General features: G+C 69.5%; 17 protein-coding genes. 5 read left to right on the top strand and 12 right to left on the bottom strand.

What is annotated here, in order from left to right; genetic code table 11:
• Positions 1 to 67 precede the first annotated feature (67 nt).
• From VHD82_RS24475 to infC, 4 genes are all read right to left on the bottom strand, one after another.
• Positions 68 to 868 carry an RNA methyltransferase gene (locus VHD82_RS24475; protein ID WP_325708380.1) on the bottom strand — a complete coding sequence of 267 codons (801 nt, stop codon included), beginning with the start codon at positions 866 to 868 and terminating at the stop codon, positions 68 to 70.
• Between the two features lie 23 nt (positions 869 to 891).
• Positions 892 to 1,272, bottom strand: coding sequence for a 50S ribosomal protein L20 (gene rplT, locus VHD82_RS24470; RefSeq protein ID WP_325708377.1), 381 nt, complete (start codon positions 1,270 to 1,272; stop codon positions 892 to 894).
• Positions 1,273 to 1,337: 65 nt separating this feature from the next.
• On the bottom strand, positions 1,338 to 1,532 hold the full coding sequence (rpmI, locus tag VHD82_RS24465; RefSeq protein WP_325708374.1) for a 50S ribosomal protein L35: 195 nt from the start codon (positions 1,530 to 1,532) through the stop codon (positions 1,338 to 1,340).
• Between the two features lie 71 nt (positions 1,533 to 1,603).
• Positions 1,604 to 2,158 (bottom strand): translation initiation factor IF-3, encoded by a 555-nt coding sequence (infC, locus tag VHD82_RS24460; RefSeq protein ID WP_325708434.1) that lies wholly within the window; start codon positions 2,156 to 2,158, stop codon positions 1,604 to 1,606.
• 254 nt (positions 2,159 to 2,412) lie between these two features.
• Between infC and VHD82_RS24455 the strand changes: the two genes are divergently transcribed.
• Positions 2,413 to 2,772 carry a DUF1844 domain-containing protein gene (locus VHD82_RS24455; RefSeq protein ID WP_325708371.1) on the top strand — a complete coding sequence of 120 codons (360 nt, stop codon included), beginning with the start codon at positions 2,413 to 2,415 and terminating at the stop codon, positions 2,770 to 2,772.
• 8 nt (positions 2,773 to 2,780) lie between these two features.
• Here the strand turns inward: VHD82_RS24455 and VHD82_RS24450 are convergent, their stop codons facing one another.
• On the bottom strand, positions 2,781 to 3,161 hold the full coding sequence (locus tag VHD82_RS24450; protein ID WP_325708368.1) for a RidA family protein: 381 nt from the start codon (positions 3,159 to 3,161) through the stop codon (positions 2,781 to 2,783).
• Positions 3,162 to 3,252: 91 nt separating this feature from the next.
• Here VHD82_RS24450 and VHD82_RS24445 point away from each other — a divergent pair, with 91 nt between their 5' ends.
• Complete coding sequence (locus tag VHD82_RS24445) at positions 3,253 to 4,551, top strand: amino acid deaminase (protein WP_325708365.1); 1,299 nt, start codon at positions 3,253 to 3,255, stop codon at positions 4,549 to 4,551.
• Positions 4,552 to 4,561: 10 nt separating this feature from the next.
• Positions 4,562 to 6,133: a D-aminoacylase gene (locus tag VHD82_RS24440; protein WP_325708362.1), complete on the top strand. Its 1,572-nt coding sequence runs from the start codon at positions 4,562 to 4,564 to the stop codon at positions 6,131 to 6,133.
• Here the strand turns inward: VHD82_RS24440 and VHD82_RS24435 are convergent.
• From VHD82_RS24435 to VHD82_RS24420, 4 genes are read right to left on the bottom strand one after another with little or no spacing between them, the layout of a single operon-like run.
• Complete coding sequence (locus tag VHD82_RS24435; RefSeq protein ID WP_325708359.1) at positions 6,119 to 6,484, bottom strand: hypothetical protein; 366 nt, start codon at positions 6,482 to 6,484, stop codon at positions 6,119 to 6,121. The two genes, VHD82_RS24440 and VHD82_RS24435, sit on opposite strands and share 15 nt — an antisense overlap.
• Positions 6,485 to 6,541: 57 nt before the next feature.
• Positions 6,542 to 6,994 (bottom strand): YbjQ family protein, encoded by a 453-nt coding sequence (locus tag VHD82_RS24430; protein WP_325708356.1) that lies wholly within the window; start codon positions 6,992 to 6,994, stop codon positions 6,542 to 6,544.
• A gap of 19 nt (positions 6,995 to 7,013) precedes the next feature.
• Positions 7,014 to 7,670, bottom strand: coding sequence for a response regulator (locus VHD82_RS24425; protein WP_325708353.1), 657 nt, complete (start codon positions 7,668 to 7,670; stop codon positions 7,014 to 7,016).
• The gene (locus VHD82_RS24420; RefSeq protein WP_325708350.1) at positions 7,667 to 9,235 is read right to left on the bottom strand and encodes a sensor histidine kinase; all 1,569 of its coding nucleotides are present in this window, start codon (positions 9,233 to 9,235) and stop codon (positions 7,667 to 7,669) included. Before VHD82_RS24420 ends, VHD82_RS24425 begins: the two co-directional genes overlap by 4 nt.
• Before the next feature lie 195 nt (positions 9,236 to 9,430).
• Between VHD82_RS24420 and VHD82_RS24415 the strand changes: the two genes are divergently transcribed.
• On the top strand, positions 9,431 to 10,747 hold the full coding sequence (locus VHD82_RS24415) for a cation:dicarboxylate symporter family transporter (protein ID WP_325708431.1): 1,317 nt from the start codon (positions 9,431 to 9,433) through the stop codon (positions 10,745 to 10,747).
• A 6-nt stretch (positions 10,748 to 10,753) separates the two neighbouring features.
• On the opposite strand, the gene VHD82_RS24410 is transcribed toward VHD82_RS24415, so the two are convergent.
• From VHD82_RS24410 to uvrA, 3 genes are all read right to left on the bottom strand, one after another.
• Positions 10,754 to 11,194 (bottom strand): SRPBCC family protein, encoded by a 441-nt coding sequence (locus VHD82_RS24410; RefSeq protein ID WP_325708347.1) that lies wholly within the window; start codon positions 11,192 to 11,194, stop codon positions 10,754 to 10,756.
• Positions 11,195 to 11,220: 26 nt separating this feature from the next.
• Complete coding sequence (locus tag VHD82_RS24405; protein WP_325708345.1) at positions 11,221 to 11,712, bottom strand: hypothetical protein; 492 nt, start codon at positions 11,710 to 11,712, stop codon at positions 11,221 to 11,223.
• A gap of 71 nt (positions 11,713 to 11,783) precedes the next feature.
• On the bottom strand, positions 11,784 to 14,672 hold the full coding sequence (gene uvrA / locus VHD82_RS24400) for an excinuclease ABC subunit UvrA (protein WP_325708343.1): 2,889 nt from the start codon (positions 14,670 to 14,672) through the stop codon (positions 11,784 to 11,786).
• Positions 14,673 to 14,812: 140 nt separating this feature from the next.
• Here uvrA and VHD82_RS24395 point away from each other — a divergent pair, with 140 nt between their 5' ends.
• Complete coding sequence (locus tag VHD82_RS24395) at positions 14,813 to 14,989, top strand: FAD-dependent oxidoreductase (RefSeq protein WP_325708340.1); 177 nt, start codon at positions 14,813 to 14,815, stop codon at positions 14,987 to 14,989.
• Positions 14,990 to 15,024 lie beyond the last annotated feature (35 nt).

Raw genomic sequence — 15,024 nt, 5'->3', positions numbered from 1 at the left:
GCTCGGCGCGAGCACACGTAGACGATTACCGGAGGATTCTAGGCGACCGCCATCGGGTGAGGGCCGGTCACCCTCCGCTCGACCTGCGGACGGCCATCGCGCTGGCGTAAAGACACACCGCCGCGGCCGTCCCCAGGTTGAGGCTCTCGGCGGCGCCGTAGATGGGGATACGGACGGCCTCGTCCACCGACGACAGCACCGCCTCGGAAAGACCGTGCGCCTCGTTGCCGAACACCCAGGCGATGGGCCTGTCCAATGGCATCGAATCGAGCTCTGTTTCCGCGTATCCGTGCGCGCCCAGCAGCCGCAGGCCGGCTTCGCGGCACGCGGCGAGCGCCGCCTCGGTGTCACGGACTCTCGCCAGGGGCGGGTGGAACACGCTGCCGGCGGACGCGCGGACACATTTGCCGTTGTGCGGGTCCACGCTGTCGCCGGCCAGGATCACCGCATCCGCCCCGGCCGCGTCCGCGACCCGGATGACCGTGCCGGCGTTGCCGGGATCCGCGACGTCGACCAGTACCGCCACGAGCCGGGCGCCGGGCGCCAGCAGCCCACCGAGGGGGCGGTCCAGCAGCTCACAGACGGCCACGATCCCTTGCGGGGTCACGGTTTCCGACAGACCGTCGGCCGCGCGCTCGGTGATCGGCGAAACCCGGATGCCCTGCTCGCGCGCGGCCGCGACGAGCGCGGGATGGGCCTGCCCGGCGCGTTCGGTGACGAACAGCTCGTGGGCGACCCGGGCGGCCAGCGCGGCGTCGACGGCGTTGGCTCCTTCGGCGAGGAACAGGCCCGCCTTCTCCCGCTCCGAGCGGCGTGTCAGGCGCCGGGCGGCAACAACCCGGGGGGACCGCTGCGTGAACGGCTCCACCCCGGGCTGCGAGTTCTCGGCGCTCAGGCCGACTTCTTCTCTTCGCCGGTGGTCACGTGCTGCTTGGCGACCTCGGCCAGCGCGGTGAACGCGGCGGCGTCGTTGACGGCCAGGTCGGCCAGCACCTTGCGGTCGACCTCGACACCCGCGGCCTTGAGGCCCTGGATGAACCGGTTGTAGGTCACGCCGTTCTGGCGGGCCGCCGCGTTGATGCGGGTGATCCACAGCTGGCGGAAGTCACCCTTGCGGGCGCGACGGTCCCGGTAGGCGTAGTTGAGCGAGTGGAGCGTCTGCTCCTTGGCCTTGCGGTACAGCCGCGAACGCTGGCCGCGGTAGCCGCTGGCCAGTTCGAGAGTTGCGCGACGCTTCTTCTGGGCGTTGACCGCCCGCTTGACGCGTGCCACGGGTCCATCCTGTCGATCTCAGGGGGCGCGATCGGCACCCCGGGGTTTACGGGTCTGGGAGGGGCTCAGCGGCCGAGCAGGCGCTTCACGCGGCCGACGTCGTTCTTGGCGACCTCGGTGGTGCCCTCCAGGCGGCGGGTGACCTTGCTGGCCTTCTTCTCCATCAGGTGGCGGCGACCGGCCTTCTGGCGGCGCAGCTTGCCGGTACCGGTCACCCGGACCCGCTTGGAGGTCCCGCTGTGCGTCTTCATCTTGGGCATTCGTTGCTCTCTTTCATGGTGCAGCACACCGGATTCCCGGTGTGCTGCGGACTTGCGTCGTCGGCGTGGCCCTAGGACTCGACCGGTTCCTTGGCCGCCTTCTGCTTGGCCTTCGCGTTCTTGTGCGGCGCCAGCACCATGATCATGTTGCGGCCGTCCTGCTTCGGCGACGACTCCACGTAGCCGAGCTCCGACACGTCGTCGGCGAGCTTCTGCAGCAGCCGGAAACCGAGCTCCGGCCGGGACTGCTCACGGCCGCGGAACATGATGGTGACCTTGACCTTGTTGCCGGCGGAGAGGAAGCGGGACACGTGCCCCTTCTTCGTCTCGTAGTCGTGCTGGTCGATCTTCGGCCGCAGCTTCTGCTCTTTGATGACCGTCAGATGCTGGTTGCGACGTGAATCGCGGGCCTTCTGCGCGCTCTCGTACTTGAACTTGCCGAAGTCCATGAGCTTGCAGACCGGGGGGCGAGCCTGTGGCGCGACCTCGACGAGGTCGAGATCCGCCTCCTGGGCGAGCCTGAGCGCATCCTCGATCCGGACGATACCGACCTGCTCACCGTTGGGTCCGACCAAGCGAACCTCGGGAACGCGGATGCGGTCGTTGATGCGTGTCTCGGAGCTGATGTGGCCTCCTTGGTCCGAGTTGAGTTCTTCTGTCTGCTCGACCTGGTGCCCACATACCGAGGGCCCCGGCTCCGGCTTCTTGCACCGGTACGCGGGGCCCTGCTTTCCGATCGCGCCCGCGTGAACGGACGCTTCGCCACGACTGGGTGACGAGACCGGACCCGGCCACCTAGGCGGCGACTCGGGTGGGAGCGGGGCTCCACTTGCGGCCCCCGATCGCTCAGGGGCTGGTCGCACGTGGAAGGGTACCAGACGTGGTTTCCAACGCTTCTGACCAGCCCGAAAATTCCCCCGGCGTCCGCGAACTGCAGGACATCCCCAGCGTCGAGGTGATCAGCAGGGCGGCGGTCATGCTGATGTCCGCCGCGGCGGAGCGGCTGGGTCTCGCGGACGAGGACCCGGACTCCAGCCCGCGCCGCGACCTGGACGAAGCCCGCCGGCTGATCACCGCGCTGGCCGGGCTGATCACCGCTTCGGCGGAATACCTCGGCATGCACGCGGCCCCGATGCGCGACGGGCTCCAGTCCCTGCAGAAGGCCTTCCGCGAGGCCTCGGCCGTACCCGACGCGCCAGGCCAGGGGCCCGGCGAGAAGTACACCGGCCCGGTGCACTGACCGGGTGCTCAGTCCAGGACGGCGAGCGCGTCGATCTCGACGAGCAGGCCCGGCGGCAGTCCCACGTACACCGTCGTCCGGGCCGCGTAGGGCTCGCGCACGAGCTCGTTGTAGACCTCGTTGAACTCGCCGAAATGCGCCGGGTCGGTCAGGTAGACCCGGACCATGATCACGTCGTCGAAGCTCGAACCCGCCGCCGCGAGCACGGCCTCGACGTTCGCGAACGCCTGCCGGGCCTGTTCGGTGACCGTCGGGCCCGCGGGCTCCCCCGTCTTCGGGTCGAAGCCGACCTGGCCGGCGACCTGCAGCAGGTTGCCTTTGCGCACGCCCGGTGAGTAGTTGGCGGCGGGTTTCGGCGCCCGCTCGGTGCTGATCGCGACCTTGGCCATGGACACTCTCTCTTTCCACTGTGGACGGACACCTGCGTGCGGTGGGCACCGGTCGTTGACCCCGCACCGGGATCGATGCTACGGAAGGTGCGTGACCTTCTCCACCTGCTCCCTCGACAGTGCGGCGTTGTCCGCTCTCCGCGAAGAGAAGCTGGACTGGCGGTTCAAGTCGGCGCCTTCGGGGCTGCACGGGCTCTCGCTCGCCGAAGCCGCCGCGCGGCGGCCGGACCTGTTCACCGGCGGCTTCCTCGGCCCGATGGTGGTTCTGGATGCCGACGCGCTGGAACACAATCTCCGCACGATGGCGGACTGGGCCGCCGAACGTGGAGTTCTGCTTGCCCCGCATGGGAAAACGACGATGGCGCCGCAGCTGTTCGACCGGCAGATCGAGCACGGCGCCTGGGCCATCACCGCGGCGAACGCCGGGCAGCTGCGGGTGTATCGCGCATTCGGCGTCTCGCGTGTGCTGCTGGCGAACCAGCTCGTCGACCCGGCCGCCTTGCGCTGGCTGGCCGCCGAGCTGACGGATCCCGCGTTCGAGTTCAGCTGCTGGGTCGACACCGTGCGATCGGTCGAGCTGATGGCGGAGGCGCTTCGCGACGCGCCGCGGCCGGTGGACGTGCTGGTGGAGCTTGGTGGGGAGCCTGGTCGCACCGGCGCGCGCGACGACGCGGCCGCGCTGGCGGTGGCGGAAGCCGTGCGCGACAGTCCGGCGCTGCGGCTCGCGGGCGCCGGCGGTTACGAAGGCGCGCTGGCACACGACGCCACCGAGCGTTCGCGGGGCATCGTCGAGGCGTACCTGCGCAGGTTGCGGGAATTCACGATCACGTTGGCGCGCAAGGGTTTCTTCGCCGACGTCGACGAGGTGATCGTGACCGCGGGCGGCAGCGCCTACTTCGACCAGGTCGCCGAAGGGCTCACCACCGGCTGGCCGGAAGACCTACGTGTGCTGCCCGTTCTGCGCAGCGGCGCCTACCTCACCCACGACGACGGGTTCTACCGCGGCATTTCCCCACTGGGCGAGCGGCCACGGATCACCGGTACCCCGCCGCTGCGCCCGGCCCTGCGCGCCTGGGCGCAGGTCACCTCGAAACCCACCGCCGAACTCGCCCTGCTGACGCTGGGAAAGCGGGACGCCTCGTTCGACGAAGGGCTGCCCGAGCCGCAGCTGCACCGCCGGGACGGGGTCACCGCCGCGCTGACCGGCCACCGGGCGACCGCGATGAACGACCAGCACACCTTCCTCGCGCTGCCCCCGGATTCGCCGGTCGAGGTGGGCGACTGGGTGGGCCTTGGCCTGTCGCATCCGTGCACCGTGTTCGACAAATGGTCACTGCTGCCGGTGGTGGACGGGGAAACCGTGGTCGACTTCGTGCGCACTTTCTTCTGAGGAGCCAGCCGTGGACATCGTCTTCCGCGGGGCCAGGATCGCCGACGGCACGGGTTCGCCGCTCTTCCGCTCCGACGCGGGAATCCGCGACGGGCGGATCGTGCTGGGCGAATCGCTGACCGGGCGGCGGATGATCGACGCCGGGGATCTGGTGCTGGCGCCCGGGTTCATCGACCTGCACGCGCACTCCGACCTGCAGATCCTGGCCGCCCCGGACCACCTGGCGAAGGTCTCGCAGGGCGTGACCACCGAGGTGCTCGGCCAGGACGGGCTTTCCTACGCCCCGGTCGACGACGCCACGCTGGCCGCGTTGCGCGGGCAGTTGGCGGGCTGGAACGACGATCCCGCCGGATTCGACTGGAACTGGCGCACGGTCGGCGAGTACCTCGACCGCCTCGACGCCGGGATCGCCGTCAACGCCGCGTATCTCGTGCCGCAGGGCACGGTGCGGCTGCTCGCCGTCGGCGCGGACGACCGGCAGGCCACGGAGTCCGAAATGGACAGGATGCGCGACCTCGTCGCGACCGCGCTCGACGAGGGTGCGGCCGGGATGTCCTCGGGCCTGACCTACACCCCTGGGATGTACGCCGATGACGAGGAACTGATCGCACTGTGCGAGGTGGTCGGCGCGCGGGGCGGCTACTACAGCCCGCACCACCGCAGCTACGGGGCCGGTGCGCTGGAGGCGTTCGCGGAAATGGTCGACGTGTGCCGCCGGGCGCGCTGCCCGCTGCATCTCGCGCACGCGACCCTGAACTTCCCGGTGAACGAGGGCCGCGCGCCGGAACTGCTCACCCTGCTCGACGAAGCGCTGGACGGCGGGATGGACATCACCCTCGACACCTACCCCTACCTGCCCGGCGCCACCTACCTGTCGGCCCTGCTGCCCAGCTGGTCGGCCGCCGGCGGACTGGACGCCACACTGCGCCGCCTGTCCGATGTGGACGAACGAGAGCGGATCCGCGTAACGCTGGAGGAGACCGGCTCCGACGGAGCGCACGGCGTTCCGATCGACTGGGCGGCGATCGAGATCAACGGCGTGCGACGGCGCGAGAACACGCATCTGGTGGGACGCAGCGTCGCGGAATCGGCTCGTGCCAACGGAATCACGCCCGCGGAGCTGTTCTTCGACACGCTGATCTCCGAGCGGCTGGGCACCTCGTGCCTGATGCACGTAGGGAACGAGGAGAACGTGCGGGCGATCATGCGGCACCGCACGCACACCGGCGGGAGCGACGGGCTGCTCGTGGGCGACCGGCCGCATCCGCGCGCGTGGGGCACGTTCCCGCGCTATCTCGGACACTACGTGCGCGAACTCGGCGTACTCGGCCTCGCCGAGTGTGTCGCCCACCTGACCGGCCGCGCCGCCGCCAGGCTGCGGCTGCCGGACCGTGGCCTGGTCAAGGACGGCTACGTCGCGGATCTGGTGCTGTTCGACCCGGAAACGGTGCGCGACACCGCGACGTTCGACAACCCGCGGCAACAGGCCGAGGGCGTTCCGTACGTGTTCGTCAACGGCGTCGCGGCGATCGACGGCGGGCGTCCGACCGGCGCGCTCGCCGGGCACTCACTGCGGCACTGAGCCAACGTCGTACGCCGTCACGACGCGCTTCGGCGCCTTGTTCCGCCAGGCAAGCTCGACCAGCTCCCTGGCCCGCTCTCGGGAGATCCGGCTCAAATCGGTGCGGACACCCAGGAAGCTCGGCGGGTTAGTGGGACGCCGTACCTCTTCGTAAATCGCGGGTTCGGCGGCGACGGCCGCGGCCGACTGCTCGGCGCTCAGGCAGAAGACAGCGCTGGTCTCGCCCTTTTCCAGCCCGGCGAAGGTGGTGCCCCGCACCTTGAAGCCGGGCACGCGGAACCGGTGGTGGCTGAACTCCGTCACCTCGGGCAGCGCCAGCGCGAACGCGCGGACGTCGTCGGTGGTGATCATGGCGGACCTCTCGGAAGCACCCGGTCCGGGAAGGCACATCCTTCCCGGACCAGGGGCTCACTGCTGGGGGTAGCCCTGCGGGGCCTGCTGCTGGTACTGGCCCTGAGGCTGCTGCTGGTACTGCGCGGGCGCGGCCTGCTGCGGCGGGGCCCCCTCCTGGCCCTCGGGCACGACGTACACGGCGGTGCCGTAAGCGGCGATCTCGCTGGCGGTCTGGGCGATCTCGTTGCAGTCGAAGCGCAGCGCGAGCACCGCGTTCGCGCCGTGCCCCATCGCCTCTTGTGCCAACCGGCCGAGCGCCTCGTAGCGCGAGTCGGAGAGCAGTTTGGACAGACCCTTCAGTTCACCGCCCGCCATGGCCTTGAAACCGGCGCCCATCGTGGAGAACATGTTCCGGCTGCGCACGGTGAGGCCGAAGACCTCGCCGAACACGCGGACGACCTTGTACCCCGGCAAATCGTTCATTGTGGACAGCAGGATCGGGAACTGCTGCGGGTATGGCTGGCTCATGCGCCGGATGGTAACGGTCTCAGGTGACCGCGTGGTACCAAACCTCCGGTCTGCCCACCTGTCCGTATCGCGGCTCACGCCGGGCCTGCCCCGCGTCGGCGAGATGTTCCAGGTAGCGGCGTGCCGTCACGCGCGAGACGCCGGTGGCTTCGGCGGCCGCGCCCGCGGACAGCGGCCCCTCGCGCAGCGCGGTCACGATCGTTTCGCGGGTCTCGGGGCTCATGCCCTTCGGCAGGGCCGGCGAGGGTGTGCGCAGCGTCGCCAGCGCGCGGTCGACGTCGGTCTGGTCCGCCGCCTCCCCCACGCTTTGCCGGAACTGCGCGTAGCGGTCCAGTTTTTCGCGCAGTGAAGCGAAGGTGAACGGTTTGAGAAGGTACTGCACGACGCCCGCGGAGACCGCGGCCTTCACCACCGTGAGGTCGCGCGCGGAGGTCACCGCGATGACATCGGCGGTGCTGCCCGCGGCGCGCAGGGCCCGGCAGACCGCGAGCCCGTGCGTGTCCGGGAGGTAGAAGTCCAGCAGGATCAGGTCGACGTGGTGGCGTTCGCAGAACCGCAGCGCCTCGGCGCCGGAGTGCACCACCCCGGCGACGGTGAACCCGGCGACGCGCTCGACGTACTGCCGGTGGGCCTCGGCGGCCACCGGTTCGTCCTCGACGACGAGCACCAGGATCACGGGTTCTCCTCACGCGGCAGGCGGACGGTGAACACCGCGCCATCGTTGTTCGCGACGTCGATTGTGCCGTGGTAGCGCCGGACCGCCTGATCCACCAGTGCCAGCCCGAGCCCGTGCCCGTCCTGCGGCTTGGTCGACCAGCCGCGCCGGAACATCTCGGTGCCGCTCACCCCGCGACCGCTGTCGGCCACCCGCAGCAGCAGCCCGCCGTCCTCTTCCCTGGCGGTGACCACGACCCGCGGCCGCGCGTGCGCCCCGTTCTCGATCGCGGCGTCCAGCGCGTTGTCGATCAGGTTGCCCAGGATGGTGACCAGGTCCCGCGGCGTCACGTCGAGTTCGGTCAGCGCGGTGTCGTCGGTGAGCACGAACTCCGCGCCCCGTTCGCTCGCCTCGGCGGCCTTGCCCAGCAGCAGTGCGGAAAGCACCGGCTCCGACACCGCGCCGACGACGTGATCAGTGAGCCGTTGCGCGATCTCCAGCTCCGCGGTCGCGAACGCGACGGCCTCCTCGGGTTTGCCGATCTCGACGAGCGACACCACGGTGTGCAGCCGGTTCGCGGCCTCGTGCGCCTGGGAACGCAGCGACTCGGCAAGCCCGCGCACCGTGTCGAGTTCCCCGGTGAGCTGCTGCAGATCCGTGTGGTCCCGCAGGGTGACGACGGTGCCCTGCGCGCGCTCACCGGAATCCACCGGCGCGGTGCTCACCACGAGCACCCTGGTATCGGTCAGGTGGATCTCGTCGGTGCTGATTTTCTTGGCACGAAAAGCTTCCGCGAGCGTTCCGGGCAGGCCGAGGTCCGCCACCGCGCGCCCTGCCGGGTCGTCTTCGAGGTCGAGCAGATCGCGGGCGCCCTTGTTGCACAACGCGATCCGGCCGTCGTCGTCCACGAGCACGAGCCCCTCGCGCACGGCCCGCAGAGTGGCTTCGTAGTAGGCGAACACACTGCCCAGTTCGGCCGGCGCCAGCCCGCGGGTCTGCTTGTTCAGCCTCCTGCTGATCAGCACGCTGCCCACGATCCCGACGACGAGCACCGCCGCCGCGGCCGTGAACACCGGAATCAGCCGCGAGGTCAGCTCAGCCGAGATCGCCTTCACTGTGATCCCGGCCGCGACCAGCGCGACGACGCGGCCGTTGTCGAACACCGGGACCACGGCCCGGATCGACGGGCCAAGTGTTCCGGTGTAGGTCTCCACGAAGCGGTGTCCCTGTTGGGGCTGGGAGATGTTGCCCAGGTACTTCTGCCCGATCAGCGCGGGATCCGGGTGGGTGTAACGGATCCCGTCCGGGCTCATGATCGTGATGAAGTCGATCCCCGTGTCGGCCAGCACGGCCGAGGCGAACGGCTGCAGCTGGGCGCTCGGGTCCGTTGTGGACAGTGCGGTGCGGACGGTGGGCGTGTCGGCGATCGTGTCCGCCACCGCCACCACTTCGTCGGTGGCGTGGGCGTCGACGCTGCGCGAGGCGTCGAGATACGCCAGCCCGGCGCCGACCGCGACGAGCGCGACCAGCACCGCCACCTGCAACAACAACAGCTGGCGCGCGAGGCTCCAGCGCCGGTTCTTCATGGGTCGACGATAGGAGAGAGCGGAACCCCGCGGCGCACGGAGTTCACGAACTCAATGAACACAACCGTGACCACGACCGGTTGACACCGGATAGTCACCCCTGAGCCGCGCCGCGCCTGGCGCGCCGGAAACGTCCTTCAGGAGGCAAAGGTGCCGACCAGGTCTGCCGACGCCGGAACACGGCGCCGCGACGGAATGCACTACCTGTATCTGGCGGTGATCGCCGCGGTCGTGCTCGGCGTGATCGTCGGATTCGCCGCCCCCGGCTTCGCCAAGGGCCTCGCGCCGCTGGGCACCGGATTCGTCAACCTGATCAAGATGATGATCTCGCCGATCATCTTCTGCACCATCGTGCTGGGCATCGGCTCGGTCGCCAAGGCCGCGAAGGTCGGCAAGGTGGGTTTGCTCGCGATCGGCTACTTCCTCGCCATGTCCACGTTCGCGCTGCTGATCGGCCTGGTCGTGGGCAATCTGCTGCACCCGGGTTCGGGGCTGCACCTCAACCCGGCCGACGCGGCGAAGGCGCACCAGCAGGCGGCCGGCGGTGAAGGCGGCACGGACTTCCTGCTCGGCATCATCCCGAACTCGCTGCTTTCGGCGTTCACCGCAGGCTCGGTGCTGCAGACCCTGCTCGTCGCGCTGCTCGCCGGCTTCGCACTGCAGAAACTGGGCCCGGCAGGCAAACCGGTCCTGCGCGGGATCGAGCATCTGCAGAAGCTCGTGTTCCGGATCCTGTCGATGATCATGTGGGCGGCACCGGTCGGCGCGTTCGGCGCGATCGCGGCTGTGGTCGGCTCCACCGGCTGGGCGGCGCTGCGCAGCCTGCTCATCGTGATGCTCGGGTTCTACCTGACCTGCGTGGTGTTCGTGTTCGTGGTGCTCGGCGCGATCCTCTGGTTCGGCGCCCGGATCAGCGTGTTCAGCCTGCTGCGCTACCTCGCCCGCGAATTCCTGCTGATCGTGTCCACCTCATCCTCGGAATCGGCGCTGCCGCGGCTGATCGCGAAAATGCAGCATCTCGGGGTGAGCAAGTCCGTCGCCGGGATCACCGTGCCCACCGGGTACTCGTTCAACCTCGACGGCACCGCGATCTACCTGACGATGGCGACCCTGTTCGTCGCCTCGGCACAGGGCAGCCCGCTGACGATCGGCGAACAGATCCCCCTGCTGCTGTTCATGATCATCGCGTCGAAGGGCGCGGCGGGCGTCAGCGGCGCCGGTATCGCGACGCTCGCGGGCGGGCTGCAGTCGCATCGCCCGGACCTGGTCGGTGGCGTCGGGTTCATCCTCGGCATCGACCGGTTCATGTCGGAAGCACGCGCTGTCACCAACTTCGCGGGCAACGCGGTCGCGACCGTGCTGATCGGGAACTGGACCCGCGAGTTCGACCGGGACCGCGCGCGGCGCGTGCTTTCCGGCGAGGAACCGTTCAACGAGACGACCCTGCTCGACGAAGGCGCCACTCCAGCGGCCGCGGCGCCCGAGGAAACCCGGGAAAAGGTGCCCGCCTGAGGCATTTCACGCCAGGCGTGCCCGCAAGCCGGCGAGACCACGCCGCATCATCAGGGCGTGGTTGAGCCGGAACACCGGGCGTGCCACCGGCGCGAGGCGGCGGAGCAACGGCTTCGTCGCCTCGACGTCCTGGTGGATCAACAATGTGGTGCCGCGGGCGTGGCCGAGCACCTGCGCCGACAACGAGCCACGCAGGTCGCCGTCGAGGTGCACGGCCATCCGCCCGGCGTGCTCGTTCTCCTCGTGCCGGCGCATCCGCACCACCAGCCGGTACGGCAGGGTGGCCTGGCAGATCATTTCCGCCGTGTCGTCGTCGATCTTGCGCACCGAGCGCACATCGGACCACCACTGCGGGTACGCCGCCACATCGACGACAGCGGCGAAGACCGCTTTCGCCGGGGCGGCGAGGAACCAGTCGTCCCGGAACAGGTAGCTGTTGAGCCGCACGGCTCCAGTATGCGTGAAAAACACGATCAGTAGCCGCCACTGTCCGAAGTGGACGAAGGCGGGGCCTGGCTCGCCTTCCCACCCACCGGGGTGACCGCGAACCACCTGCCGTCCATGCCCTGGCCCGCCGCCTGCCGGGCGACGGTGTCCTTGGCGTAGCGGTACAACGGCCAGCCGGCCAGGGTGACCTGCTGGCTCCCGTCTTCGCGCGTGGTGGCGCTGACCTGGCTCTGGGCCACGCCCTGGCCGGTGATCGTGCTGGAACCGGCCAGCACCGGCGGCCACAGTTCGGCACACTGCCCGTAACAGTGCGAAACCGAGGGCTGGGCCGTGTCTCCGTCGAAGCGGTACAGCACGTGGCCCTGCGCGTCGGTCACCACCGTGCCCAGCGCGTCACTGCTGGTGGCGTTGAGATCCGCCGGCGGCCCGGCGGCCGGCGGGACGCCCGTGCCGCAGCCGGTCAGGAGTGACAGCCCGAGCAGGCATGCGAACAAGAGCGAACCGTGGCGGACGTTCATGCGTATCTCCTGGTGAGGCTCCGGGCCGAGCCGGGGCCTCACCAGTACTACGAGCGGGCGGCCGCCCTGGTTCACACTCCGGTGAGCACCGTCTTCAGGAACTGCCCGGTGTAGCTCTCCTCGACCGCGGCCACGTCCTCCGGGCTGCCCTCGGCGACCACCGTGCCACCACCGGACCCACCCTCGGGACCCATGTCGACGATCCAGTCCGAGGTCTTGATCACGTCCAGGTTGTGCTCGATGACGATCACCGTGTTGCCCTTGTCCACCAGGCCGTTGATGACGCCGAGCAGCTTGCGGATGTCCTCGAAGTGCAGGCCCGTGGTGGGTTCGTCGAGCACGTACACCGTCTTGCCGGTGGACCGCTTCTGCAGCTCACTGGCCAGCTTCACACGCTGGGCCTCGCCACCGGAGAGCGTCGGCGCCGGCTGGCCGAGCCGCACGTACCCGAGGCCCACGTCGGCGAGCGTGGCCAGGTGGCGGTGGATCGCCTTGATCGGCTCGAAGAACTCCGCGGCCTCCTCGATCGGCATGTCCAGCACGTCGGCGACCGTCTTGCCCTTGTAGTGCACCTCGAGGGTTTCGCGGTTGTACCGGGCGCCCTTGCACACCTCGCACGGAACGTACACGTCCGGCAGGAAGTTCATCTCGATCTTGATCGTGCCGTCACCGGCACAGGCCTCGCACCGGCCGCCCTTGACGTTGAAGGAGAACCGGCCCGGCTGGTACCCGCGCACCTTCGCCTCGGTGGTGGCCGCGAACAGCTTGCGCACGTGGTCCCACACCCCGGTGTACGTGGCCGGGTTGGACCTCGGGGTGCGCCCGATCGGCGACTGGTCCACCCGGACCAGCTTGTCCACCTGGTCCAGCCCGCGCACCCGGGTGTGCCTGCCCGGCACCTGGCGGGCGCCGTTCAGCTTGTTCGCCAGCACCGTGGCCAGGATGTCGTTGACCAGGGTGGACTTGCCCGAGCCGGACACGCCGGTGACCGACACCAGGCAGCCCAGCGGGAACGACACGTCCACCCCGCGCAGGTTGTGCTCGCGGGCGCCGACCACCGTCAGCTGCCGCTTCTTGTTCACCGGCCTGCGGATCGCCGGGACGTCGATGCCGCGACGGCCCGCCAGGTAGTCCCCCGTCATGGAACCCTTGGCGCGCAACAGCTTCTTGTACGGACCGCTGTGCACGATGTGCCCGCCGTGCTCACCGGCACCGGGACCGATGTCGACCACCCAGTCACTGGAGCGGATGGTGTCCTCGTCGTGCTCGACCACGATCAGCGTGTTGCCGAGGTCGCGCAGCCTGGTCAGCGTTTCGATCAGCCGGTGGTTGTCCCGCTGGTGCAGCCCGATCGACGGTTCGTCGAGCACGTAGAGCACCCCGACCAGGCCGGAGCCGATCTGGGTGGCCAGCCTGATCCGCTGCGCCTCGCCACCGGAGAGGGTGCCCGCCGCCCTGTCCAGCGACAGGTAGTTCAGGCCGACGTCGAGCAGGAAGCGCAGCCGGGCCTGGATCTCCTTGAGCACCGCGCCCGCGATCATCGCCTGGCGGTCGTCCAGCGTCAGCCCGTCCAGGAACGCGGACGACTCCTCGATGGACAGCGCGCAGACCTCGGCGATCGAACGCTCGCCGTACTCGGAATGCTCCAGGGTGACCGCCAGGATCTCCGGCTTGAGCCGGGCGCCCTGGCACGCGGGGCACGGCACCTCCCGCATGTAGCCCTCGTACCGCTCGCGCATGTACTCGGATTCGGTCTGGTCGAGCCTGCGCTCCAGGAACGGGATGACGCCCTCGAAGTTCGCGTAGTACGAACGCTGCCTGCCGTAACGGTTGCGGTAGCGGACGTGCACCTGCTCGTCGACGCCGTGCAGCACCGCCTTCTGCGCCTTGGCGGGCAGCTTGCGCCACGGGGTGTCCATCCGGAACCCGATGGTCTCCGACAGCGACTCCAGCAGGCGCTGGAAGTACTCGGCGCTCTGCCCACCCGCCCACGGCGCGATCGCCCCTTCTTCGAGGGAAAGCTCGTCGTCGGGCACCACCAGCTCGGGGTCGACCTCCTTGCGGATGCCGATGCCGGTGCACTCCGGGCAGGCGCCGTAGGGCGAGTTGAACGAGAACGACCGGGGCTCGAGATCCTCGATCGTGAGCGGATGCCCGTTGGGACAGGCCAGGTTCTCGGAGAAACCGCGGATCCGGTGCGGGTCGGTCTCGGCCAGGTCGACGAACTCCAGCTCGACCAGGCCGTCCGCCAGCCGCAGCGCCGTCTCCACCGAGTCGGTGAGCCGCTGCTTGGAGGCGGGTTTGACCGCGAGCCGGTCCACCACCACGCCTATGTTGTGCTTCTCCTGCTTCTTGAGCTTCGGCGGATCCGTGAGCTGGTAGACCTCGCCATCCACCCGCGCCCGCGAATAGCCCTGCTGCTGCAGGTTCGCGAACAGGTCCACGTACTCGCCCTTGCGGCCGCGCACGATCGGCGCCAGCACCTGGAATCGCGTGCCCGGCTCCATGTCGAGCACCTGGTCGACGATCTGCTGCGGGGTCTGCTTGCTGATCAGCTCCCCGCACTGGGGGCAGTGCGCCTTGCCCGCGCGGGCGTAGAGCAGGCGCAGGTAGTCGTAGACCTCGGTGATGGTGCCCACCGTGGAGCGCGGGTTGCGCGAGGTCGACTTCTGGTCGATCGACACCGCCGGGGACAGGCCCTCGATGAAGTCCACGTCGGGCTTGTCCATCTGGCCGAGGAACTGCCGGGCGTAGCTGGAGAGGGACTCGACGTAGCGACGCTGGCCCTCGGCGTAGATGGTGTCGAAGGCCAGCGAGCTCTTCCCCGAGCCGGACAGCCCGGTGAACACGATGAGCTTGTCGCGCGGCAGATCCAGCGAGACGTTCTTGAGGTTGTGCTCTCGCGCCCCTCGTACGACCAGCCGGTTCTGGCTGGATTGGTTCACGACCCTTCCCGGCACCGGACCAGGGTACCAGCGAACACCTGTTCGGGGGAAGGGTTATGGCGGCCGGAACGAGGGCACGGAGTGCCACAAGACACACCGGTTTGCCCCGATATCGGGATAGGTGCCGGACCGGTCACCGGGGTAGAAATGGCGCCATGCCTGTCCGCCCCCACGTAGTCATCGTCGGCAGCGGCTTCGGCGGCCTCAACGCCGCCGAGAAGCTGGCCGGGCACCCCGTCGAGGTGACGGTGGTGGACCGGGACAACTACCACGGGTTCTGGCCCCTCCTATACCAGGTGGCCACCGCCGGGCTGGGCGCCGGGGCTGGGTGAGCCACCGGTGGGCCGGCCGTTCGACGAGCACGGTG

It is taken from the genome of Amycolatopsis sp. (assembly GCF_035546795.1).
GTDB lineage: Bacteria > Actinomycetota > Actinomycetes > Mycobacteriales > Pseudonocardiaceae > Amycolatopsis_E.
The sequence above is the reverse complement of the archived record's forward strand: the minus strand, read 5'-3'. Positions and strand labels throughout refer to the sequence as shown.